Below are 21,516 nucleotides of genomic sequence, written 5' to 3'. Positions count from 1 at the left end.
GCTGGCTTGCTCGGTCGGTGGTTAGCGGTGAAATCGGTCGTCAGGTGGCCGATTCGCGGGGACGGCCCGACGCACCGCGAGGGCCGTCCACGCAGCACGTCGAATCATATTGACGAACTCCTTGTACGGCCACCACCAGAGGCGACGCTCGCCTCGGCGGGGCGTCGCCACATATTCGTAGTGGAGGTACCGCCAGACGTTCTGTAAGAGCAGGCTCACCACGACGTACAGCAGCCGTACCGTTGGATCTCGTGTTGTTGTTGTCGCTATCGCTTGCTCAAACAAGCGATAGCTCGACTCGATACCGAACCGCTTGCTGTAGTGGTATCGAGCGTCGCGTGGTGAGCCGATGAACGGCGCGTCAGCGGCGTAGCCGTGACGCGCCACGCCGTTCTCGTCGTACTTCCCGTTTAGGTACGTACAGTCGATGTAGACGGGAAACTCGACGGTCCAGCTATGACCGTCGAGTTTCCCTGTCAGGTCGTGCTGAATGACGCGGCTCCATCCCTTCGAGAGTTCTTTCTGAATCGTCTCACCCCACCGGATGATCGGGATCACGTACGCGTAATCGTGCGCTTGAAGCAGCGTGAGGCACTTGCTGTCGTAGAATCCACGATCAAGGTAGACGGCCTTGACCTCGGCGTCAAGGCCGTCGAGCACACCGAGGAACTCAGCGAGGACGCTGCTGGCGGTATCGCCGTCTTCGAGACGGCGTACCGCCAGCGTGTAACGCTTGTTCTTCACACGCGCGTAGAGTGTGGCGTAGGCGTGGAACGCGGTGGTTCCACGCTTTGCGACCGAATGATAGAGGCCGTCTGTGTCGTCTTCGTCACCGTAGTAGGGCCGCAGGTGGAGGTCTGCGCAGACCTCCACCTGCTCGGGGAGCAGTTCATCAAGGTTCTTTCGCAGGAGCGTGTTAGCGACTCGTTCGAGCCGATCCGGCTCGAACTTCGTCCGGAGGTGGTAGAGGATCGTGTTCGCAGCGGGTGTGTTCTGGCTCGAAGCACAGAGCGTAGAGACAGAGGTCCCGTCGGCGCAAGCGCCGACGAGGACCTCGTAGATGTCCTCAGAAGTGATTTGAGCATTATTCGCTAAGGAGAGCGGAACTTCCTCGTCAAGGCGGTTGACGAGAAAGTTAAGAAGCTGGTCCTCATGGATCTCACCGTCTGCTTGCTGGGTCGTAGACACACCTTCAGCAAGCAGACGTTCTAACTAAGCGGCTTTGTGAAGTACTGAATATTCGGCAATGCCAGCTGCTCGGTGCTCAGCTCATCGACGTCTTCGGCCTCCAGTTCGGAGACGATCGAGAGCCACAATCGCAGCTTCCCGATCTCGACGGCCGGCTCCATGATGTCGACACCGTAGATGTTCTCCTGTACCGTCGTCTGTTTCACCCGGTGCCGGCGCGGAGTCTCGTCGATCGTTGCCCACAGCTCCTGCCGAGCGTTGGTGATCTCCTCGACGACGGACGTGAGGAAGTGTCCCGATCCCATCGACGGGTCCACGACGTAGAAATCGTCGACGTCGTCAAGCAACGTCGTAATGAGATCTGTCGACGCAGCGAGCCCATCGATGAGCTCGTAGAGCGTGTCGTACTGTTTGATCTCGGCTTCGGGCCACCCTCGATCCTCGATCAAGATGCGCTCGAATCGTTCCTTGAGTGCGGGACGAACCGTCTGCTCGGCGCTAAACCGCGTGATCTCCTTCGGGGTGTAGTAGGCACCCAAGTCGGCATTCTGATCGCCGGGGTCGGTGGTGAGGTAGTTGATCGTCTTCTCGAACACCGAACCGAGGACACTCGGGTCGATGTCTGTCGGCCCACCGTCGACGGAGAACTGGTAGCGCTCTAAGAGCTCGATGATCGATTCGAGGACGCTGTCTCGGACGTTGAATCCGCGCTCGTCGATCTCGGAGTCGTTACTCAGTTCCGGTCGGAACAGCCCACCGTTGAGATACGGAATCTCGCTGTAGAGATCGATGTCCTCGATGTGCGATTCCCGCTCGTCTTCCTTCTCGTTGAAGACGTCGTAGAACAGCGGGTCGAAGAACGACTTGTACATCGTCTGGGGGTACACGCCGCTCTCGTAGGTATCGAGGATGGTGCGCAGCAAGTCCGGTCGGACGATGCGCTTGTCTTCGAGGAACTTGATGAAGATGAGCCGGTTCATCAAGTCGACAGAGAACAGCCGTGTGTCGTCACCGTCGGCGTCGTCCGGTGGCATGACACCGTCGCCGACGAGGCTCCGAGCTCGGCGCTCGTCTTCGCCCTCCGCGACGCCGAACACGTACTTGATGTAATCGTCGTAGAACTCGTCGGTGACGGCCTCCTGCTTCTCCTTGATGACATCCTGCGCGTCATCGATAATCGAGCGGAAATTCGTGTTCGCGAACGTCCGCACCAGCTCCGCGACGAGTTCGCGTTCCTCGTCGGTGACGACCTCGGTCACGGGATCGTTCGCCGTCGACGCGTTTTGGTGGAGTCGCTGGAAAACAGGACGGAGATCGACATCGGAGATGACGTTGTGGGTGTACGAGTCGGCGTCGTAGCGGACGAAGATCCAGCGGATGCCGTCCGTCGCGAACCCGTAGTCAGACTCGAACTCGCGTTGACTGAGCCACGACTTTACCTGGTCGAGCCCGTGACCGCGGTCTTCAAGGGGTTTGTTGAGCGGTTCCGCTTCGATCAGGAGCCGAGAGGAGTCGACGCTGGCGACGTCACGAAGCGAGATTGCGTAGTCCGCCTGTTCGCCACGTGTGTCAGAGAAATCGCCCGCTTCATACCCGTAGTCATCGTAGCCGAGTGTCTCGAGCAGGGGCTCGATTACACGCGCCTTCGTGAACGGTTCGGGATCCAGCTGGTCGGTGGTGTACTTGGACTTGAATTTGTACGGAGCAGGCGTTGATCGCAGAATGCCATCGAGATCGTCGTCATTGATCTGATCGCGCATCCTGTTGATGGACTCGGCGATCGCCTCGATGACAGCATCCTCATCGCTGCGGGAGACATCGGTGTCAAAGTCGTCAAAATCGAACTCAGTTTGTGAGCCGGAGGCCGACATTAAAGCCGACTTTCACGTGCGCCGATAAGAAACTGGCTGTGGCTTCGCGAGCCTGTTTGGTACCTTAGGAAACGCTATTTGCTGATTCAAGATTCGTTCTGAGAAAGTGATCCGTCCTCGTGCCGGCTAAGGCTGCGCTACACGGCCGATGTTGGCAGGCTCTGCGAGGCTGTAGAGTTTCTTTCCGGACCGGCTCTCCGTCTCGACGAGCTCGTAGTGTTCCAGCTTCGCCAAGTGTGCGTCTCGGAAGTACCGCAGACTAACCGGATCGTCGTGGCGCTCGGAGTACCGTTCGTGGAGCTCACGCTGGATCAGCGGTCCATCTTCTTGAAGCACGTCGACGACGACTCGCTGGTGGTCGGTGAGCTTCGAGTACGTCTTTCGCGCGATTTCGCGTTCGGCCTCGGAGATCGAGTCCTTGACGAGCCGCTTTGGGATGTTCGACAAACCTTCGCTGCTCGCCTTCCGCGCCGCCGCCCGGAGCGTCGTGATCCCCATGCGAGCGTCGCCGTCGGCGAGGCGCGCGATTGTCTCGCAGACCTCCTGGCTCACGGCGCCGGGACCGAGTCCGGCGCGAGCACGGAGCCGGACGATCTCCGCGATCGTGTCCTCGCCGTACCGGTCGAACGTGACCCGATATCCGACTGAGACGCGAGACCGAACACGCTCGTCGAGATCGGCGAGCAGGTCCACCTCGTCGTTCGCGATGCCGATCCACGAGAGCCCGCGAAACTCGTGGAGGTCGTAGAGTAACTCGGTCTCGCGCAGCTGGTCGACCTCGTCGAGGATGACGACGCCCGGCCCGTTGAAGTCGCGATGAACGCGATCAAGGAGCGTCGACGTCGACGCGGAGCGTGGTACAGCCGTCCCGACGAGGTCGTGAGAGAGGCGTTCGAGGACCGCGTTCCGCGTGTAGTCCCGCCAGCAGTTCACGTAGGCGTACGGGACGTCGAGGACCTCGCGTCGGAGCTCGCGAACGGCGGCCCTCGCGACGGTCGTCTTCCCGGCACCGGAGGGACCGAAGAGAAAACAGTTCTCGGCACGCTGGCCGTCTTCGATCGGTGCGAGGGCATCTGTGACCTCGTTCATGTGGCTGTTCCGGCCGACGATCGGATCAGGGAGGTGGTCGTCTTCGAAGACAGATCCGTTGCTTATCACGTCTCCGAGGATTCTCGGGGAAGTACATAAAGTGAACTCGGGGTGTTCCGGATGGTTCCGGATGGGTCTTAACTTGTAGACTAAATCCGGTAGCGAGCCTGTTTGACTGACCCAAGAGCTATTCGACGATCCAAGATGCTCAGGCCCGGTGTGACAGCTGATCTGGTGTTACTAGCATCTCAACGCCTGTCACGGGAAACACCCGATGTTATAGACAGTGCCCTGTGCGGCTCCCCAGGTGACTCCCAGCAGCTAAACCCCCTGTGATTTCGTTAGGTATCTGGCCGCAGTCTGCGATTTTTCGACGAGAATTATACTTTCACTCCGCTCTTGGTTCTTTTTTATGATTTGACTTCGTTTAGTTAGATATGACCGTTGGAATTGGTGCGATTTGCTCGAGTGAAGAGGATCCGAGTGTTATCGTCGCAGCTGACCGGATGGTAACGGTCGGACAGTCTGGAGGTGTTGAATACGAAGACACGTCTGCCAAAATTGAACCAATCATTCAGACAGACCAGCTATCGGCTGCGATGGTTGGATCCGGGAGTAGCGTAATGATTGACTCAATAGCAGATACTGCTCGGCAGCTCGCAGCAGCAAACAATGTTGTAGAGGCTGAGGGCGCACGAGAGCTGATGCTAACAGCGTACAAGCATCACGTTCAAGAGACAATTTCGAATAACGTCCTTTCTCCCCTCGGATACGAACTGGAGGATCTGAAAGATGATGAAATTGAGATCCCCGTAGAAGTACAGCGGATCGTCTTGGAACAGTCGATGGAATACAAGAACAAGTTCTCTGATCAGGTCCAGATTCTGCTCGCAGTGACATCACAATCAAAGTCGCGCTTGTATTTAATTGCTGGAAACGATTATACGGACTTCACCGACATCGGCTACGGAGTAATCGGATCGGGGACTCAATCTGCGAGGTTAACTTTCATTCGGCGTGAATATGACTCTGCGTGTGACTTTCCGGAGTGTATTTTCACAGTGGTAGAAGCCAAATCACAGGCCGAAGAAAGACAGGGCGTTGGTCAGGACATGGACATGATTGAGGTCACACAGGCAGGTATCAGAGAATTCGATGAAGGTGAAATAACCGATTTACGCGGTAAGCTCGATGATATTAAAGAGGCAGAAAGTGAGGCACGGGAAAATGTTATAACGAATTGGGATACAACATGACAATAGTCCATGCCCCACCTAGACCCACCGATGGAGACTGAGACCGGTCGTAGTGATCTCGATACGCCTCCAGAGTTGGAGCCAGAGGTGGATGTTGATGTTGACGACCTTAGCGACGAGGAAGTGGAAGCGCGGCTTTCCGGTCTGATTGAGGATCTGTAGGCTTCTTATCTGCGACAATCCACCGAGCGGTGATGAGTATGGCGAGAAGCAGGTCCATCTAGCCAGGCTGGCGAGTAGCCACATTGATTGAAAATAAAAGACTCAGTGGGCCTGTTCTCAAGCTCAAACGTGGTTGTCGTTTGATTGAATACAGTGCTAAACCTCGGTAATCAACTGAATATCACCAATTTAGTTGGAAGTCAGCATGGAGTGCGTTCACTGGAAAATCAGCAAGTTCTCCGTAATCCACAACGCGAAAACGAGTAGGAGAGATCTCGGGTAGTTCCTCGGGAGGCAAATTTAGGAAATGACCGAAGGCGTACTGGAATTCTATAAGCGGAGTGGACTCTGTAACCCCCAAAACGCGGGCAGCGAGGTCTGCTTTGCCGTGGAAGGGGTTTTCAGCTAGGATTCCGATTGTTTCCCCACCATCATCGCCTTTTTCGTGGTTACGGATGCGCTCTATGGGCCTAAACGGGAGGTCTTCTGGATTCGGGACAGATTTGTAATCTACCTCAACGGATTCTGCGGTTCCGAAGTGTACATCCGCATTTTTACCTAATTCTGTCAGTGGTTCCGTGTCTACAGGCATTCCATCCGTGACTAGCACAATTTGGAAATGACGGGCAAAACTGTCGGAAACCCACGGCTCGACATAGACCATGAGAACAGATTCCGGGTATGGAATAGACGTATTTGCCACGTAGACTGCTTCTTCGCACTTGTATAACTGCGAGGGATCAAGATCTGCGTTTTCATATCGTCGTCCTTGTGACTCTATCTCTTCGAAGAAGGTCGAGAGCCCGCTTCCAGTCCACGCGGCTTGATTCTGGTTGATTGTGAAATGACTTCTAGCATTATCCAGGTCAAAGGTCTCTGCTAGGCGCGCAAGTACGTGCTCAACGGTGTCCATTGTTGGTCGAGTCACTCGAGCGGACATGCGAACGGGATTCGGTGGGAGATAGAGCTCCCCGAAAGTACAGACACTCGCGATATTTCCGTCAGTTTTTGGAATAAGATGTGTCCCGTGATCCAGCCAATGATACGTCGATTCTAACGTCTGCTTCTCCTGCTCTTGATTGCCGTCGGATTCCTTTGTACGGTCTTCATCCAGACCACCAGACATTTGATGGCGATACCGGTAACGGAGGTCTTCCCCATTGAGATAGATCGTCGTTGACCCCTGTCGCGCTGGAAACTTCGGGGAATCTATTCCGTAACTGTGTACCTCAGTTCCACCACTCACTTCGAGGATTACCACCGACTTCTCTCCAAGTTCATGGACTCCGATTGTAGGTTCAATTCGAGGGGAAACACGCTGATCAATCGTCTGACTGATGTTCTCCTCAAGTTTTTGTGGATTCTCAACACCGGTAACAACAAATCCGTCTTCATTTTCAGCCACCCCGATGATAATGGCTCCACTCCCGCTATTGGCGAAGGAGGTAGCCTCTTTGACGATATCTAGGTGGCTTTCATTTTCATGCTTAAATTCGATTTCGGCGTTTTCGATGGCAATGTCTTCGAGTAGCTGTTCAAGCTCCATTCCAAATTCATTTTTGAGGAGCCATAGGAACCTCTTATTATTACCCCTGAATGGGTTTCCACCTCCTCGCCTAGAATTACTTGTAGCTCGGTGTACCAGCTGTGTGGTTGTTTGTCCGGGAACTGGCGGAGAATCTGATACACCGCATCAGACTCTGACCGTCACTGTTTTAGTTCTCACACATATGGTTGATGTAGTGATAGCTAGTTTATCTCCGGTTATTTCCGGGTTTTTAAGTGGAATTCTTGGTGGATTTGGTGCGGTCGTGGCCAAACATCGATTAGAAAGAAAACGAAAGATAGTACAGTGGTATGCTAGGACAGAGCGTCTGGCTGGGCGGGTTGCTAGACTCGATACAGCAGACGTCACCGGTCCAAAAGCTATGAACTCACGTGATACCTGTGCGGGCGTGAACTCGGCCTTAGCAGATCACGTGAGCCAAGCACCATCTGGCATTAATGATGATATCTTACACATCATTGATTCGCTAATTCTCGACTGTCGTGCTGTGAAAGCCTTGCCGAGGAGAGAACAGAAGCTCTCACGAGATGAACTGAAAGAGAAACTAAAACCGGCCGTGGAGAGGGCACAGCATCTAGAAGACGAAGCAGAGAGCGCGCGTAATCGGCATAAATCTTGGTTCGCGGTGAAGTAGAAATGGTTGTCCGGAAACTGGTGAACGATCGGACACACTGGCGTTGCTGGCTATGTTAAAGTCGCTTTTGACGAAATCCACTAAATTCCAATCAACTGTCATTCCATGGATTTACTTACTACATACCCTATTAGTGTATTATGAGCCGACATGAGGGCACTTCCGACTACAAATTAGATGACGCAAAACGGCTGAACTCTGAAATCCGTCGCGATGTCGAAACGGCAGTGAGGGCTATTAAAGAAGCGTCCGAAGCCGATACGATACGTTATTTGCTAAATGAACTTGATGAAGATTTTGGACCGGAACCAGTTGATATCTTATATGATGGCTACCGAGGAATTGGGCGAGTTAGAGAAGCAATCCTTGCGAGTCCGCACATATCGACCGAACTGAAAAGGGACGTTGTCACCAGAGAAGACGACCCTCGTGACCTCCGTGTAGCTGTTCCTGATTCTGTATGGGATAACGCACTTGCTGCCCTCTCAGTCGAAAAACCGGTTGTGTTGTATGGCCCAACTGGTACTGGCAAAACCACCCTCGCCAAACAACTCGCAATGGAAGCCGCTGTTGGATATGACATTGAAACAGCGGCGCCATCGTGGACAGATCAAGACATAATTGGTCGGATTGCTCCTGACTACACCGATGACGAAGTAGAATATGTGAAAGAGCCAGGTTGTGTCTCACACGCTGCTCTCCAAACAAAGGAATTTAACGAGAATTGGGGGCTGATTATTGATGAACTCACACGTGCAGATATCTCAAGGATCTTCGGGCCCCTCTACACCGCTATAGAAAACCGTTCGCAGACTTTGTTTGAGACAGATGATGGTACGACGGTGACCTTGGACCCTCGTGTAAAGATCATTTGTACCATGAACGTCTCAGATCGAACGGTCAACGAGCTTGATGACGCCATTACTCGGCGCTTTGCAATGATCAAGGTGGGCGGGTACAATTACGGGGATCGCGATCAATTGTTCCACGACTGGTCCGATAGTGCATTATCCGACACGCCTATCGACAGTCCAGAACTCGTCTCGTTATTCCACGAAGACTATGAAGGTCTAAATTATTCTAGTGATGGTGGCGAGGGTGAAGGAATCCACCAGTTCGGTCCAATGCACTACAAAGATGTCGTCGATTTCTTATCTCAGGCAACTAAACAAAATGTTTTACCAGAAGCTGATCATGGGGTTGGGGTATATAATGACGAACCCGGGCGAGCGGTAGGTGAGGCGTTCAAAATATACATATTACCACGCCTACTCAACGACGCAACATTCTCACAGATAGAGCAACTACCCGAACATTACAGAGAGTTAGACGAGTCGTTCAACTCATTCGACCTGTCGCCGGCCATTGAGCTCGCTGAACAACGTTACCAAAGTGAGGAGCAACGCCTGAGTGGCCGATGAGTACTCACAATGGGGGTGAAGGGTATTCCAACAGCCAAGATGGTGAGCAGGCACTACAGCCTCATATTCAGGTTGAGGAAAAGGGGCAGCGGACGGTTGAGGATTACCCATCTGATATAGTTCGCCAGCTAAAGCGGGCAGCGTTCTCTGAAGGTGAAGCAGCAAATACGTATGTCAAACATGTCCAACCGACAAACAATAGCGACGACTCAAAGGTTGCTACGGTTGAAATTCGCGACGAAGGGCTCGTAATCGATGTCGAGGATGTAGTCGGAATTGTCAACCTCACCCCCAACGCCACGCTCCAAATTGATCCTAAAATTGGGTGGAGCGAGATCTTGGAGATGTTTTTAGCAGTGGGTGAACAGCGGCGCAGTTTAGAATACCGTGGAATTCCAATTCGAGAATTCCTGGCAGATGATATCGGAATTGAGGATGTATTCATTGTCGTCGCGCTCAATTATCTCGATAGTCTGGAAGACGTTTTTCGGCATGGACTTATGCGGTCATTTGATCGCAAACGAACTGAAGGACTCGATGGTCGTGGAAGGATCGATATTGAGAAGAGTTTACTGAATTTTGACCTGCCAAGTGGCGTTCCAAAGCACGAGTTCGTCGAAAAGACAATCGAATATAGTATTCCGATAAATGATGTTATCTATCGGGCTGGCAAAGAACTTGAGAAGCTGTTTCACTTGTACGCCTCCACGGATCCAGTACAGAGTTATACGCAAATTTTCTCGAGGCTTGAACGCTCTGTCAGACGGCTCGAGCAACGAGGTGTTGTTGGGGGAAGCATCTCGCTCAGAGACGTATCTCAGGTGAGCACAAAAGACATTCCGCGGCAGCGATACTACTATTCGGATGTACTCCAGATATCAAAAACCATTCTTTCCTCAACAATCGGGCAGCCCCTTGATCAAGGGCGAGAAGAGCTACTTATGGAGTACATCATTGGGATGGAATCTCTATTTGAATCTTATGTTGGGCTCACATTAGAGAATGAGCTGGAAAAAATAGAGTCACAACCTTTCACAGAAGGTGTTGAGGATGTCTCAATCGCGAAGGAGTCATATCGATTGTTCGAGGATGACGAATTAACCCTATCCAGTCAGCCTGATCACGTAGTCCGTAAAAATGGACGCCCTGTAGCAGTCCTTGATAGCAAGTACTACGCGAAAAATAAAGATCCGCTCGAAGGGAGTTGGTCCCGCTCTCGTCTGTTATCATACGGGTTCCAGCTGGAGACGGACCAATTGGGGATGATAGCACCGTTAGCAACCCCTGGAGAGTATCGATTTAAGAAACGGTCCGGATCGCTGTATATTATCGCCCCAGAAGGGGATGAATTCACAACAGACGGGCTTAGAACAGCGATCCATGAGTTTCTTGAAGAATCAGTCGCCGACGAGCGAGATGCGGGCATCGCGAAAGACATCAAGAAACGCCGTCTCTGCCACCCAGATGTTGAAGCAACAAGTCTTCAGGACATTATTGTAGCACCTGAACTTCAAACAGAGTCTCTTATTGACGACACTAGGTTGGTGCTGAAGTACATAACCACGGATGCTCGTCTTTCGGATGAGGTCGGACCCAGAGGGACTCCATATATGGGCCCGCTAAGGGGATTCAAAGGCCATCTTGAGGAGAGGTCAGAAGGTTACGATGTTGCTGTTCCGTTCTTCATTTCAAGTAGCGATGACGAGGCTTCACAGATTAAAAATGACGAAGACATTTTGGAACAGAGCCCAGGCTTAGAGGACTGTGAAGAGTTCATTCGTATTCATTATCTAAACGTTGAGGATGGGTCAGTGGTAAACTGTGACACCCCAGCACCCTTTGGGATATCGTGGTGAAATGTCAGATTTTGAGGGTGCTACACATGCGTCTAACCATTTGAATCAGATTGAGTTGTTCGATTTGGCAAGCAACCTTGCGCCCAGCCATGGCGAGAAGCACATCCTTCTCGCCCATCTGGCGAATAGGGGCTTAGTTTTAATACAGGTAGACATGCGGGCAGGAGCATGGCGAACGCAGCTGTCTACGCGAGGGTTTCGACCCGCGACCAAGAGCTTGACACACAGCGCGACAACCTGCTCGACTACGCACGGGATCTCGGCCTCGACGTCGACGCCGAGCACGTCCTCGCAGACAAGTCGACCGGGACCGACACGGACCGCGAAGGCTACCGGGAGCTGATGGCGCTCGTCGAGGACGGCGCCGTCGACGCGATCGTCGTCCGGTCGATCACGCGCATCTCCCGGAACATGCGCGACCTCCATCGCACCGTCGGCGAGATCGTCGAGGATCACAACTGCGGGCTCTACGTTCGGAACGACGACTTGGAGATTCCACCGGGCGACGACCTCGACATGCGGGACAAAATCCTCCTGAACACACTCGGGATGGCAGCCGAGCTCGAGGCCGACATGATACGCCAACGTGTCGTCGAGGGACTTCGAGCCGCGGAAGAAGCCGGGAAGTGGACCACACGGCCACCGTACGGGTTCACAACTGATGACGACGGCTATCTCCAACCGACCGACAAGTTCAGCAACGCCGTCGACGCAATCGTCGCTGTCGAGGAGGAGGGCTGGTCCCACCGGAAGGCTTCACGTCATTCTGGAGTTCCACGACGAACGGTTCCAAATCTACTAGAAAAAAAAGAGATATACTTAGAAAAGTTTGCCGAGCGTGAATGAACTGCCAACATCCTCGTTATAACATACAAACAGGATCGACGGGCGCTTGAGTATGTAGCCGACGTGATCGGTCGGTCGCCTAGAAGAGTTAATGTATTTAAATCCAGTACGGATAGTTTGATCTGAGTGAATATGCTACCCCAGACACTCGAAACCCCAGAAATCTCAATTATTAGTTAGACAAACCCCTGTAGCAGAAGTTCGACCATGGTTGAAATACATTATTTTCACATCAATAAAGTCACCCTCACTCAAATCTGCTGGGACCTCTTCAACGTGAATAGCGAAGCCTTCGTACTTACCAAATGCCCTTCTATCACCTGTGTGATGAAGATTGATATCCAGCACGCCGATGTTGACAATATCTCCTTTCTCAACCGGCGGTTCCCTATCTGTGGCCTTTTTATGCGCTTTCCAGGATTTTTCCTGCTCTATCTCTTTGTCTGAATCAGTACTAACCGGGTTAACATCGTCTTCGTTCGCGGTATGTTGAGGTTTCTCAGAATGTAAGGTCAAGTCTAACCCAGCACTCTCAGCGATAAACTGGGCAGCGTTGTGGCGTTCTTTCTCATCAAATCGGCGTGCGCTTCCAAAGAATCTGTACTTCAGATCTCCCTTCTCTATTTGTAGATACTCACCAGCCTCACTGTATAGTACAGCATCCAAATTTGAGTAGAGAATGTGATCTAGAAACATCCCGTCATGGTAATCCTCATTATTTTGAACGAACATTTGGATCTTCTCATCTGTTATGACGAGTGAGGTATGTCCTGATATTGTGATCCCACAATCAAAGAATTCAGTTTTTTCATCAATAGCTACCTTTTCAGGGGTAGGGATTTCTGCTAATTTTCCTCCAATCGATATACGACACACAATAGAATAGATAATACATTCAGATTTTTCTAACGAATCTAATACTTTTTCTAACCTATTATTCCTCGCAGCTTTATTATCGTACTCTGTGAGTAGCTTCTGGAAAGGTCTCAGAAACATGCCTTCATCAGGGACACCGGACACATTCCATGGGGTGACGGAATTGCCTGTGCGTTCGCAGGTGTGTTCTCTTAATCTCTTTTTTAATACGTAACTTCTGAAAACCATGTTAATACAGTGATATTAGAATCATCTGATGTTAAATTTGCTATCAGCTGTATGTTATTGCTCCTTTTATTGTTGTATTCTAGGACTGTGTACAAAGGCTATCTGCTCCGACCTCGGCTCGTTGTGCTCGTACAAGAACGCGCGATAACAAGTAGAGTGTCAGTCCGCCTGCGGCGTACCCCGTCTCACACCAAGATCGAGCGCTCGCTTCGCGGCGAGCCGCTCGACGACTTCGCACTGCGCCAGCTCCGGGAGGTCGCCTCCCTCTTCGGGGATCCGGACCACGTAGGTCCGCCGTCCGAGCCGATCGACGTCGAGGTGCTGTTCGTCCGGGAGATCGCCCTCCTCCAAGAGGTCGTCCTTTTCGAGGTCATCGCGCGGGAGCGTCACGACACCCGATCCGCCGTGGTCCTGTAGCTTCTGCATAGCAGCGCCGTACTGTCTGGGTCTCTTAAAGATACCTCTGACATGGACGAAAGGTTGCTTTGTCCCATTTGAGACGAGGGTTCAACCGAGGGGGACATTACGGCCGGTCTATCGTCCGATTCCGGACGATAGACAGCGATGAATGACGTAACTGAGAGAATCCGAGGTGGTCGGGACCCGTGAGCGACGGCCCTTGCGGGCTGGCGGTCGGCGACCGCTTCGTTGAGTATCTCGAACGGTTCCGGGTGCGGTACCCGGTCAATGTCGAACTAGCCGATAAGTACGGCTTGCCCGCCGGAAACGGGCGATTTCGAAATTCAATGACACACACTCGCAGCAGCGGCGGCTACGGAGGCGACGCATGAATATCAAGAAGACGGGACTCGCGGCGCTGCTGGCGCTCGCACTCCTCACGTCGATGGCGGTACCGGCGGTCGCGCAGTCTGGTACTGAGCTCGCAGACAAGGAGGTGACCGTCGACGGCGAGACTGAGAGCGTCTACCTGGAAGTCACGAACACGAGCGGCGACGCGCTCAACTATACCGTCTACGGTATCGCTGACGGGCTCTCGACGGAGGTCGACTCCGGGACCATTTCGTCCGCCGACGAAAACGACACGGCGCGGCAGACGTTCACAGCCGACTCGGAGCAGTATGACTCCTATCGCGTCGTCGTGACCGAGGATGAGAGCGACTCCGATGAGGAGTCTGCGGACAACATCGAGATCGGGACCACAGTCAACCAATCGGGCGGCGGTGGAGCCTTCGCCGGCGTCGGTGGTAGCGGGCTCATCAACCCTACGAACGGGCTGATCGCCGTCGTCGTCCTCGCCGTGTCCTACCTCGCTGGCCTGTGGGACCCGGTAAAAGAGCGCTTGGGGGCGTAACATGCCGACCCTTTCGCTCGGCAGTGGCAGTGGCGTGGACACGCTCAACGGTATCGTCACGTACCTGTCCGAAGGCGGGAGCGTGGCCACGCTCCTGAGCGCGTCGCTCGTCGGCCTGATCACCTCACCGTTCATCGCGATTATCGACATCATTGACGCGATCACGCAGTTCGCGACCTCACCGTTCGAGGGCGCCGGCGAGTCGATCGCGTCGCTGTTCGACGGGCTCCTGACCGGACCTGCCGACCTGATCCTCGCCGGCTCAGCAATATCGGAGGCGGCAATCAGATCGGTGTTCGGCGAGACGATCGCCGGGATCCTCGCGCTGCCGCTGACGGTTGGACTCGCTCTCCTGAGCCTGTTCCTGCTCGCGCGGTTCCTGAACGAAGAGGAGACCGGGAACCTGTTCCCTGGTCTCCCATTCGACGTCCCGGTGATCGGCGCCGACGAGGAGGCGGTTGCGGACGAATGACCTCGACGTCGCCGCAGACGAAGGGAGGTGACGCCCGGTGAGCGCATCCGGCAGCGACGGCCTTCTGGAGTTCATCAACGGCGACACGTCAGGCGCGGTTCCGATTCTGAACGCTTCGAACCCCGTGAATTGGGGTAAGCTCGGCCAATCGATCGGCGCGTCGATACTCGCGACCGTGGTGGTGGGGGTAACCAACATTGTAGCTGCCATCTCGGACGCGGTCACGTCGATCCTCGGCGGGCTCGCGACGTTCCTTACGGGATTCGAAGTCTCTCTCGGGGTCGGACGATATCCGACCGCAGAAGCGCCCGGCCTGATCGAACTGACGATCGGCGGGATTGGAGGTGCCTACGGAAGCGCGTTCGAGTTCAGCTCCACGCAGTTCGGGGTGCTGGCGCTGCCGGTCAACGTTGGTATCGTGCTCGCGAGCGTCTACGTCCTCTCAGTTGGACTCCAAGCGGCAGCTTCGAGGCTGCTCGGAGGTGGGTGACATGGCGGCCGCACCTGACACGACCAGTGACAGTGGTAGCGAGGGGTACACGCTTCCAGAGACGCTTCGCCGCTTTGCGAGCTCCCCAACGGGATTCATCCTCGGTGCGATCCTCTCGCCGCTACTCCGTGGTCTGAACAACGTCGTGGTCACGATTCTGGACCTGATCACGTTCGTTTTCCAAGGCTCCGGGCCGGGACTCGTCGGAACGCTGGGTCTCGTGGATATCCCGCTGTTCATCGGGACTGAACTAGTCGAGGCCGGAGCAATAATCGGCGGATCGTCCGTCGAAGGGACCGGCCTCCTCGGCGTCGTGTCAACGGTGATCGACGCGGGAGCAGCGTTCGCATCGATCGGCGGCCCACTCGCACCGGTTATCCTCGCCGGTGAGGTGGTCGTCGTCGCGTACGTGTTCGCGTTCGTCACGGAGAGAATCGTCCTCGTCATCGCGGATGCGGTGCCGGGGCTCGCGGGGATACTCGGAACCTGAAATGTCTCTACTCAAAAACCCGGCTACGATAGTAAGCGGCCTGTTCGCGGCGGTTGCGGCGCTGTTCAACATACCGTTCGTGGACGGGATCGCGTTCTGGCTGTGGGGGAACATCAACCAGTTGTTCCTCATCTCGTCGATCGGCGTCACAGTCAGCGAACAGCTCCCGTTCCCGGAGAAGTACGCGGTTCAAGCGCTCGTCGCGACGGGCGTGATTCTGCTCGCGAAGCTTGTCCTGGACGCTGGAAACGATCTCGAAGAATCAATCGAAGATTCATGACTCACACAACCACGATCACGAACGGCGGTCGAACAACGCGGAAACCGGAGGGTGCGTAGCATGGCTGCGATGACCACCGAGGCGATCCTCGGATGGACGATCATCGCGGGCTTCGGGTACGTCATCGGTGAGTACACCGATGTCTTCGCGTACCTGTTGCTCGGGCCGAAGAAGGCGGGCGGAAAGATGCGAGGCGCGATGACGATGGACCGGATCCTCGGCGCTGGCGGGCTCCTCGGCGGTCTGTGGGCCGGTCCGGTCCTCTGGGAGATCGGGGCGACGGCCCTCGCCGGCTTCGCCGGCGGGGCCGCCGGCGTCATCGCGATCGACAGCCTCGGGTTCAAGCTCACCGGCGGCGAGCTGGCGGCCGTCGGCCTCGTTGCCGTGGTCACCTGGGCGGCGGCTTCCTACGCCGCCACGGAGGACGACAACTGATGTCGACGGTCGTGCCTTTCAGTCTCCCACGAGCGGAGACCTCCCAGAAGCGGCTCGCGGGCCTCTGGTCCGCGAACGTGGCCGCGGCACTCATCGCGACCGCTGCCGCGAGCTTCGCGTTCCCGACGGACGGTAGCATCTTACAGGGCGCTCTGGTTGGCGTATTGCTCGGAATTGCGGTGATCGGCTTTGTCGTGGCGTTCGTGGCCGGTGACCGGATGGACTCGCTCGACGAGGTGAGCGCATGAAACTCTCCACTCGTCGAACGATCCGGCAGTGGTTCCTCGACGCACCGCGTGGAACCGCTTTCGGGCTCTACGCCGGCGCCGCAGGTGTGGCCGCACTCGGCTTCTTCGCCGACGCTGACAGCGTGATACTCGCCGGCGTTCTCTCCGGGGTGCTGCTGTTCTACCTCCGCGACGAGGTCCTTCCGGCCGACGCATGCCCGAACTGTAATTCGCGGATCGACGTCCAGTCACAGCGGTACTGCGCGACCTGCGGAGAGCGCCTCGACGAGATCGAGGCGGCGCCGCCGATCGACGACCGCGTCGACGAGCGGTTTCGGCCGGTTGGACTGAGAGAGATTGAACGGACAGCAAATCGTGACGTTGAGCGCTCGCCGCCGATCGAGGCGATCGCCGACGGCGGAAGCTACGAACAGGGCGAATACGACGAGGTGCGCGAATGAGCAGCCTATTCCCGCCGCTGCGGGGTGTACACCTAGCGGGGTGGGCGACCTGTCTGGTGCTCGCACTCGGTCTGATACTCGTCACAGCCGGCGGTGGGTTCGGGGAAACGCTCACTATCGGGTACGCCGGGTTTATGCTCGGATACTGCCTGATATGGGCGTTCTTGCGGTTCCGATACGAGTCCATTGAGTTCCGCACTGCCGTCGATCTCGTCGAGGGGGAGCGATGAAGCGCGCGTGGGTCATTGCGACCGCCGCGTTTCTCGTCGCGAGTGCGCTCGTGCCGGTGGCTGGCGCCGCCGTGGGTACTCAGGCGGACGCCACGGCGGCTGTGGAGGCCCACGGACCCGCACAGACGGGAGCGAACGCGACGTGGCAAGAACCTGGACCGTTCTCGCTCGAAGAGCTGCGGAGAGGGGGCACGCGCCCACCGAGTACCGCGGAGGCGGTCACGATCCCGTCCGAGCGAAGCCTCGGGACCGGCGGTGCGTTCGTCAAGTACTCGACGCTCTCGCTCATCAATTCGCAGGACAAGGAGCTGACGCCGTCGACGCGCGTCGAAACGAACACGCTGACCTTCGAGACCAGCGCGTACGTTGACGCTGTGGGCGAGTACGAGGTCGTACTCGTCTATTGGACGCCCGAGACCACTACGGGACCGAACGGGCAGGAGCGGTCGTACGCAGCCGAGCAAGAGGTACAGCGCGTCGGGATCGACGTCGAGAAGGGTCGTGACGCGTCCCGAATCGCGCTCCAGCCGCACTTCGATGAGACGGTTCAGGTCACGATGTGGCTTGAGCGAGACGGCCAGCTCGTCGACGGCGCCCGCTGGCGTTTCGAACACCAGAGTAACCCGCTCGCGCAGTCGCCGGCGTTCTCGGTCGACTCCGAGGGCGACCTCTTCCGGTGGGGCGGGATCTTCATCCTCCTCCCGGCGCTGATCTCGCTGTTCGCGAGCCGAAAGATCGCCGACCACGTGTTCGACCGCATCGTGATCGGCGCGCAGAAGGGACTCGGCTTTTGGCTAGTCCTCTCGGGTGTGATCTTCATCGGCGCGGCCGGATTCGCCACCTTCGCGACCGCGGCCGTACTCGCGAACGCCCCCGCCGTTGTGGGACTCGTCGTCGGTCTCATCGGGCTGATCCTGATGCTCGGGCTCCGAGACGCCGACGCGGAGAAGGCGGGCTTCTTCCAGCGGCGTCTCGACGACGACGCGGTCACGCCGACGGGCGACGAGGCGGCGTCGAGCCGGCTGGTTCCGAACCGCATCAAGACCGTGGTCAGCCGCGGAGGAACGCTCTACGCGCCCGCGAAGGGGCTCACGCCGATGATCGCCCGCTACTGGGCGGACCCGGCGGCTGTCCCACGAGAGGACCTGACGACCGTCGACGAGGGAGACGCGGACTCCGACCTCGAACGCATGTACGAGGTCGACCCGACGAGCGAGGAGGTCCTCACGCACTCGCCGGCGACGCTCTCGTTCGCGCCGTCGCTCACGGTCGATGTCGAGGACGACGAGCTTGAGGACCCGCCGGAGGGAGACGGCATCGCTGCCCTCCCGGCTGCGATCTCAACGAGCCTCTCGAACTTCGCGAAGAAGCTCAACTGGTCGTTCCTCGCCGTCGCGGTCGGTGGCGGCGCGCTCGGCTATTTCGGCGGGATGGCCGTCTTCGGCGCGCAGCTCGTTGCTGTCGCGCTCGCGCTCGTCCCCGTGCTCATTGCCGGGACGGTCGCCGTCGACGGGCAGATGTCCGTCGAGCCGGCGCCGTACCACTACTCGGACGTGCGGGCGACCGTCGCGACCGAGCGCCAGGAGTACGTCGCCCGGCGGACGTTCGAGGACCTCCACAAGCAGATTCAGGACATGGACTGGCAGGCGCTCGACCGTGCTCAGTCCACGGTTCAGACCCTGCGGAAGGAGATGGCCGAGAAGATGGACGATATGTTCGGCACCGACATGGCTGACGACGTCGACGCCTCCTCGAGCTCGGACGACGGCGATGGAGACGGAGACGCGCCGGCGCCGTGGGACTTCGACAACGACGTCGAATCGGGGGTGGCGGACGATTAGCTCCACCACGTCACCCGACCCGCTCGGGTCGATCATCTCGATCCAGCGCGAAGACGACGAGCGGACGGCTGAGTCAGCGCACGTTCCCGCGCTCCCAACGCTTCGGGCGCAGCAGGGAGACGTTCGATCCCGGCTCCGGTCCGGGTTCAAGAGCCGACACGAGCTGCTCGTGTGGTCGCACGTCGCGGCCGCGATCTCCGTCGGGCGCGTCCCGGACGACTGGTTCGGTCACCTCATCAACGACCAGTGGACTGTCGCGGCGTGCCTCGACTCGGCCGCGAAGCGCGAGGCGATCTGTGGCGATACGGCGCCCTCGCCGTCTGAAGCACGCACTGAGCGTACGCGCATCATTCAGGACGTGCTTTCGCCGGCGTTCCAGAAGGCCGTCGACGTCATCCGAGCGCAGTCGAACGACTTCACAGATGACCAGGAGGGCATCCGCCACACCGACCGACAGCGGTTCATCGCGATGCGCCCGCGCCTCCACCAGCGCGTGGTAGACCAGCACCGGGCGCTCCGGACGCCGTTCGGCGAAGGCGTCCAATCGCAGGCGGACGCGGTCGAGTGGGCGGATGAAGTCGCGTACGCGGCCTCGGGACACCTCCCCCGCGACTTCACCGCGACCGTCTGTAACCCGATGAGCCAGTGGTGGACCGCGCTCGCGAACGAGCAGACGACGGTCCTCGACTCGATGCTCGCGCAAGACGTTCTCCCGGCGTGGAACAGTGCGCTCCGAACGGCCTCCTCGAACGCCGAGGAGCTGCCGAGCGGGCGAGTCGCATCCTCTACTGGAGGCAACCTATCGTGAGCAACTCAGCGAACATCCCAGAAGACATTCCGGTGGACTCGGCGGACTCGATGCTTGAGGTCGTACAGGACCCGGAGTATCTGTACGAGTGGCTTTCAGGCCTCGAAGCGACGAACATCGAGGCTACTCGGGAGGTCCAAAACGACAAGCGGCGGCACAGCATCGGCGAGAACCTGGTCCGGCACATGGAGATGACGCCGTTCCCGAAGCTCCTCGACCGACTGGAGCGGACGTCAGACCCGGTCGAGGGGACGCCGCCACACAGCACGCTTCGGCACCCCCGGGCGATGCTCGACGCGATCGTCCATACGTCCGATATGGACGGGTTCCGACTCGACTTCGAGGACTTCAGCGGACTCTCCGACGCCCGCAAAGGCGTCTTTGAGTATCTAACCAACCCGGACACGACCGTCGACGACAGCGACCTCGAAACGACCGGTGGGTCGGACGCGCTGATCCACGGGCCAATGGGGCGGGGGAAGACCACCAGCGTGTCGACGTTCATCGGGCGGTGGATGGAGGTCAACGGCGAGGCCGTCGTGTGGCGAGGGACGCCGCAGCGGACCGAGTGGCTCCCGCTCGCGCCGTGGGCCGTCGTCTGTCTGCCGGAGGGTATCGAGTACAAAGTCCAACTCGCCCCGCCGGAGGACGACTCAGGCTTCGCCGAGACCGACTTCGAGCCCATCGAGGTCGACCTCGAAGACATCGTCTGGCGCGTCGAGCGGTACAGCGACCTCGACGACCTGAACAACAACGTCCTCATGTCGGGTGCGTTCCACGTCGTCTACCCCGACCCGAGGTTCCGAAGGTGTGAGCGTATCACCCGACAGGCATCGGAGTGCCCGCCGCTGGAGTACACCAGCGTCTGGGAAGCGGAGCGAGCTCGACACGATCCCGAGCTCGAGGACAAGCAGGTGACGCCGACGAGTCACTGGTGGTTCAGCTGGCTCGTTCACCACAACGTCAACGAGCAGCGCTCGATGCGGACGACGTGGGTCTGCGACGAGGCGAGCAACCTGTTCAAACACCACGCATCGAACGACAACGGCGGCTTATCGACGAAGATCGACGCCGTCAGTCAGCAGTACGTCGACTTCCGCCGGAACGGGCTGTCGTTCGTGCTGCTCACACAGAAGCCGAGAGAGATCTCGTGGATGATCCGAAAGAAAATGCGCTGGGGAGTCACCCTCTCAGGCACCGACAACCCCACCGGTAGTGACGAGATCATCGGCGTTCGACCGCCGATGAGCACCGAGATGACGTCGACGTGGAAGCTCGGCCGCGGCCTGTTCTGGACGAGCGGCCAGTACACCGAGTTCGGCTGGGACGATCTCCCTCGTCGATACAAGGTTCCGGGGAAGCTCCGCATCATCTCGCCGGAAGTTCGGAGAGTGAGCGCCAAATGAAACTGATCTCAAACAATCGCCGAAATCGAGTCGAACCGAGTCAGCCAGACTGTTACGCGCCCGCGCGTAC

25 protein-coding genes are annotated in these 21,516 nt (G+C 57.1%); 19 read left to right on the top strand and 6 right to left on the bottom strand.

Going from position 1 to position 21,516, the window contains the following annotated elements:
- Positions 1-21: 21 nt before the first annotated feature.
- From AMR74_RS05870 to AMR74_RS05860, 3 genes are all read right to left on the bottom strand, one after another.
- Positions 22-1,188: an ISH3 family transposase gene (locus AMR74_RS05870; protein WP_053771130.1), complete on the bottom strand. Its 1,167-nt coding sequence runs from the start codon at positions 1,186-1,188 to the stop codon at positions 22-24.
- A gap of 20 nt (positions 1,189-1,208) precedes the next feature.
- Positions 1,209-3,059: a type IIL restriction-modification enzyme MmeI gene (locus AMR74_RS05865; RefSeq protein ID WP_205625950.1), complete on the bottom strand. Its 1,851-nt coding sequence runs from the start codon at positions 3,057-3,059 to the stop codon at positions 1,209-1,211.
- Positions 3,060-3,185: 126 nt separating this feature from the next.
- Positions 3,186-4,217: a Cdc6/Cdc18 family protein gene (locus AMR74_RS05860; RefSeq protein WP_077152257.1), complete on the bottom strand. Its 1,032-nt coding sequence runs from the start codon at positions 4,215-4,217 to the stop codon at positions 3,186-3,188.
- Between the two features lie 368 nt (positions 4,218-4,585).
- On the opposite strand from AMR74_RS05860, the gene AMR74_RS18425 reads away from it, so the two are divergent.
- Both AMR74_RS18425 and AMR74_RS19030 read left to right on the top strand, forming a co-directional pair.
- Complete coding sequence (locus AMR74_RS18425) at positions 4,586-5,404, top strand: hypothetical protein (RefSeq protein WP_139042970.1); 819 nt, start codon at positions 4,586-4,588, stop codon at positions 5,402-5,404.
- A gap of 9 nt (positions 5,405-5,413) precedes the next feature.
- Positions 5,414-5,566 carry a hypothetical protein gene (locus AMR74_RS19030; protein ID WP_167551895.1) on the top strand — a complete coding sequence of 51 codons (153 nt, stop codon included), beginning with the start codon at positions 5,414-5,416 and terminating at the stop codon, positions 5,564-5,566.
- A gap of 181 nt (positions 5,567-5,747) precedes the next feature.
- On the opposite strand, the gene AMR74_RS17110 is transcribed toward AMR74_RS19030, so the two are convergent.
- A complete protein-coding gene (locus AMR74_RS17110; RefSeq protein ID WP_077152256.1) occupies positions 5,748-7,112 on the bottom strand; it encodes an AlbA family DNA-binding domain-containing protein in 1,365 nt (454 codons plus the stop codon).
- A gap of 196 nt (positions 7,113-7,308) precedes the next feature.
- On the opposite strand from AMR74_RS17110, the gene AMR74_RS18420 reads away from it, so the two are divergent.
- From AMR74_RS18420 to AMR74_RS05845, 4 genes are all read left to right on the top strand, one after another.
- Positions 7,309-7,767: a hypothetical protein gene (locus AMR74_RS18420; protein ID WP_139042969.1), complete on the top strand. Its 459-nt coding sequence runs from the start codon at positions 7,309-7,311 to the stop codon at positions 7,765-7,767.
- Between the two features lie 140 nt (positions 7,768-7,907).
- Positions 7,908-9,188 (top strand): AAA family ATPase, encoded by a 1,281-nt coding sequence (locus tag AMR74_RS05850; protein WP_053771128.1) that lies wholly within the window; start codon positions 7,908-7,910, stop codon positions 9,186-9,188.
- Positions 9,185-11,044, top strand: a complete 1,860-nt coding sequence (locus AMR74_RS17105) for a 5-methylcytosine restriction system specificity protein McrC (RefSeq protein WP_077152255.1) — start codon at positions 9,185-9,187, stop codon at positions 11,042-11,044. Before AMR74_RS05850 ends, AMR74_RS17105 begins: the two co-directional genes overlap by 4 nt.
- Positions 11,045-11,212: 168 nt before the next feature.
- Positions 11,213-11,890 carry a recombinase family protein gene (locus AMR74_RS05845; protein ID WP_053771127.1) on the top strand — a complete coding sequence of 226 codons (678 nt, stop codon included), beginning with the start codon at positions 11,213-11,215 and terminating at the stop codon, positions 11,888-11,890.
- A gap of 165 nt (positions 11,891-12,055) precedes the next feature.
- Here the strand turns inward: AMR74_RS05845 and AMR74_RS18415 are convergent, their stop codons facing one another.
- Positions 12,056-12,994 carry a hypothetical protein gene (locus AMR74_RS18415; protein ID WP_139042968.1) on the bottom strand — a complete coding sequence of 313 codons (939 nt, stop codon included), beginning with the start codon at positions 12,992-12,994 and terminating at the stop codon, positions 12,056-12,058.
- A 159-nt stretch (positions 12,995-13,153) separates the two neighbouring features.
- Positions 13,154-13,420, bottom strand: coding sequence for a hypothetical protein (locus AMR74_RS05835; RefSeq protein ID WP_053771125.1), 267 nt, complete (start codon positions 13,418-13,420; stop codon positions 13,154-13,156).
- Positions 13,421-13,599: 179 nt separating this feature from the next.
- Here AMR74_RS05835 and AMR74_RS18410 point away from each other — a divergent pair, with 179 nt between their 5' ends.
- The 13 genes from AMR74_RS18410 to AMR74_RS05775 are packed head-to-tail and all read left to right on the top strand — an operon-like array spanning position 13,600 to position 21,446.
- Positions 13,600-13,785, top strand: a complete 186-nt coding sequence (locus tag AMR74_RS18410) for a hypothetical protein (protein WP_139042966.1) — start codon at positions 13,600-13,602, stop codon at positions 13,783-13,785.
- A complete protein-coding gene (locus tag AMR74_RS05830) occupies positions 13,782-14,306 on the top strand; it encodes a hypothetical protein (protein ID WP_205625949.1) in 525 nt (174 codons plus the stop codon). The genes AMR74_RS18410 and AMR74_RS05830 overlap by 4 nt, the downstream gene beginning before the upstream one ends.
- Before the next feature lies 1 nt (position 14,307).
- A complete protein-coding gene (locus tag AMR74_RS05825; protein WP_053771124.1) occupies positions 14,308-14,778 on the top strand; it encodes a hypothetical protein in 471 nt (156 codons plus the stop codon).
- A 37-nt stretch (positions 14,779-14,815) separates the two neighbouring features.
- Positions 14,816-15,268 (top strand): hypothetical protein, encoded by a 453-nt coding sequence (locus tag AMR74_RS05820; RefSeq protein ID WP_053771123.1) that lies wholly within the window; start codon positions 14,816-14,818, stop codon positions 15,266-15,268.
- Position 15,269: 1 nt separating this feature from the next.
- Positions 15,270-15,758 (top strand): hypothetical protein, encoded by a 489-nt coding sequence (locus AMR74_RS05815; protein ID WP_053771122.1) that lies wholly within the window; start codon positions 15,270-15,272, stop codon positions 15,756-15,758.
- Position 15,759: 1 nt separating this feature from the next.
- Positions 15,760-16,038 carry a hypothetical protein gene (locus tag AMR74_RS05810; protein WP_082356854.1) on the top strand — a complete coding sequence of 93 codons (279 nt, stop codon included), beginning with the start codon at positions 15,760-15,762 and terminating at the stop codon, positions 16,036-16,038.
- Between the two features lie 60 nt (positions 16,039-16,098).
- The gene (locus AMR74_RS05805; RefSeq protein ID WP_240471130.1) at positions 16,099-16,473 is read left to right on the top strand and encodes a hypothetical protein; all 375 of its coding nucleotides are present in this window, start codon (positions 16,099-16,101) and stop codon (positions 16,471-16,473) included.
- Positions 16,473-16,721, top strand: a complete 249-nt coding sequence (locus AMR74_RS05800; protein WP_053771121.1) for a hypothetical protein — start codon at positions 16,473-16,475, stop codon at positions 16,719-16,721. The genes AMR74_RS05805 and AMR74_RS05800 overlap by 1 nt, the downstream gene beginning before the upstream one ends.
- Positions 16,718-17,161 (top strand): zinc ribbon domain-containing protein, encoded by a 444-nt coding sequence (locus AMR74_RS05795; protein WP_053771120.1) that lies wholly within the window; start codon positions 16,718-16,720, stop codon positions 17,159-17,161. Before AMR74_RS05800 ends, AMR74_RS05795 begins: the two co-directional genes overlap by 4 nt.
- On the top strand, positions 17,158-17,391 hold the full coding sequence (locus AMR74_RS05790) for a hypothetical protein (RefSeq protein WP_053771119.1): 234 nt from the start codon (positions 17,158-17,160) through the stop codon (positions 17,389-17,391). Before AMR74_RS05795 ends, AMR74_RS05790 begins: the two co-directional genes overlap by 4 nt.
- Positions 17,388-19,232, top strand: coding sequence for a hypothetical protein (locus tag AMR74_RS05785; protein ID WP_053771118.1), 1,845 nt, complete (start codon positions 17,388-17,390; stop codon positions 19,230-19,232). Before AMR74_RS05790 ends, AMR74_RS05785 begins: the two co-directional genes overlap by 4 nt.
- On the top strand, positions 19,162-20,040 hold the full coding sequence (locus AMR74_RS05780) for a hypothetical protein (RefSeq protein ID WP_139042965.1): 879 nt from the start codon (positions 19,162-19,164) through the stop codon (positions 20,038-20,040). Before AMR74_RS05785 ends, AMR74_RS05780 begins: the two co-directional genes overlap by 71 nt.
- Positions 20,037-21,446 (top strand): hypothetical protein, encoded by a 1,410-nt coding sequence (locus tag AMR74_RS05775; protein WP_053771117.1) that lies wholly within the window; start codon positions 20,037-20,039, stop codon positions 21,444-21,446. The genes AMR74_RS05780 and AMR74_RS05775 overlap by 4 nt, the downstream gene beginning before the upstream one ends.
- The last annotated feature ends 70 nt before the right edge of the window (positions 21,447-21,516 follow it).

Source organism: Halorubrum tropicale (assembly GCF_001280455.1).
GTDB classification, from domain to species: domain Archaea; phylum Halobacteriota; class Halobacteria; order Halobacteriales; family Haloferacaceae; genus Halorubrum; species Halorubrum tropicale.
This window is presented reverse-complemented; position numbering and strand designations above follow the sequence as displayed.

Coding starts and splice junctions, on each gene's coding strand:
- AMR74_RS05865 (WP_205625950.1), bottom strand. CDS start 3,059: ATGTCGGCCTCCGGCTCACAAACTGAGTTCGATTTTGACGACTTTGAC.
- AMR74_RS18425 (WP_139042970.1), top strand. CDS start 4,586: ATGACCGTTGGAATTGGTGCGATTTGCTCGAGTGAAGAGGATCCGAGT.
- AMR74_RS19030 (WP_167551895.1), top strand. CDS start 5,414: ATGCCCCACCTAGACCCACCGATGGAGACTGAGACCGGTCGTAGTGAT.
- AMR74_RS17110 (WP_077152256.1), bottom strand. CDS start 7,112: ATGGAGCTTGAACAGCTACTCGAAGACATTGCCATCGAAAACGCCGAA.
- AMR74_RS05850 (WP_053771128.1), top strand. CDS start 7,908: ATGAGCCGACATGAGGGCACTTCCGACTACAAATTAGATGACGCAAAA.
- AMR74_RS17105 (WP_077152255.1), top strand. CDS start 9,185: ATGAGTACTCACAATGGGGGTGAAGGGTATTCCAACAGCCAAGATGGT.
- AMR74_RS05845 (WP_053771127.1), top strand. CDS start 11,213: ATGGCGAACGCAGCTGTCTACGCGAGGGTTTCGACCCGCGACCAAGAG.
- AMR74_RS18415 (WP_139042968.1), bottom strand. CDS start 12,994: ATGGTTTTCAGAAGTTACGTATTAAAAAAGAGATTAAGAGAACACACC.
- AMR74_RS05835 (WP_053771125.1), bottom strand. CDS start 13,420: ATGCAGAAGCTACAGGACCACGGCGGATCGGGTGTCGTGACGCTCCCG.
- AMR74_RS05830 (WP_205625949.1), top strand. CDS start 13,782: ATGAATATCAAGAAGACGGGACTCGCGGCGCTGCTGGCGCTCGCACTC.
- AMR74_RS05825 (WP_053771124.1), top strand. CDS start 14,308: ATGCCGACCCTTTCGCTCGGCAGTGGCAGTGGCGTGGACACGCTCAAC.
- AMR74_RS05815 (WP_053771122.1), top strand. CDS start 15,270: ATGGCGGCCGCACCTGACACGACCAGTGACAGTGGTAGCGAGGGGTAC.
- AMR74_RS05810 (WP_082356854.1), top strand. CDS start 15,760: ATGTCTCTACTCAAAAACCCGGCTACGATAGTAAGCGGCCTGTTCGCG.
- AMR74_RS05805 (WP_240471130.1), top strand. CDS start 16,099: ATGGCTGCGATGACCACCGAGGCGATCCTCGGATGGACGATCATCGCG.
- AMR74_RS05800 (WP_053771121.1), top strand. CDS start 16,473: ATGTCGACGGTCGTGCCTTTCAGTCTCCCACGAGCGGAGACCTCCCAG.
- AMR74_RS05795 (WP_053771120.1), top strand. CDS start 16,718: ATGAAACTCTCCACTCGTCGAACGATCCGGCAGTGGTTCCTCGACGCA.
- AMR74_RS05790 (WP_053771119.1), top strand. CDS start 17,158: ATGAGCAGCCTATTCCCGCCGCTGCGGGGTGTACACCTAGCGGGGTGG.
- AMR74_RS05785 (WP_053771118.1), top strand. CDS start 17,388: ATGAAGCGCGCGTGGGTCATTGCGACCGCCGCGTTTCTCGTCGCGAGT.
- AMR74_RS05780 (WP_139042965.1), top strand. CDS start 19,162: ATGGAGACGGAGACGCGCCGGCGCCGTGGGACTTCGACAACGACGTCG.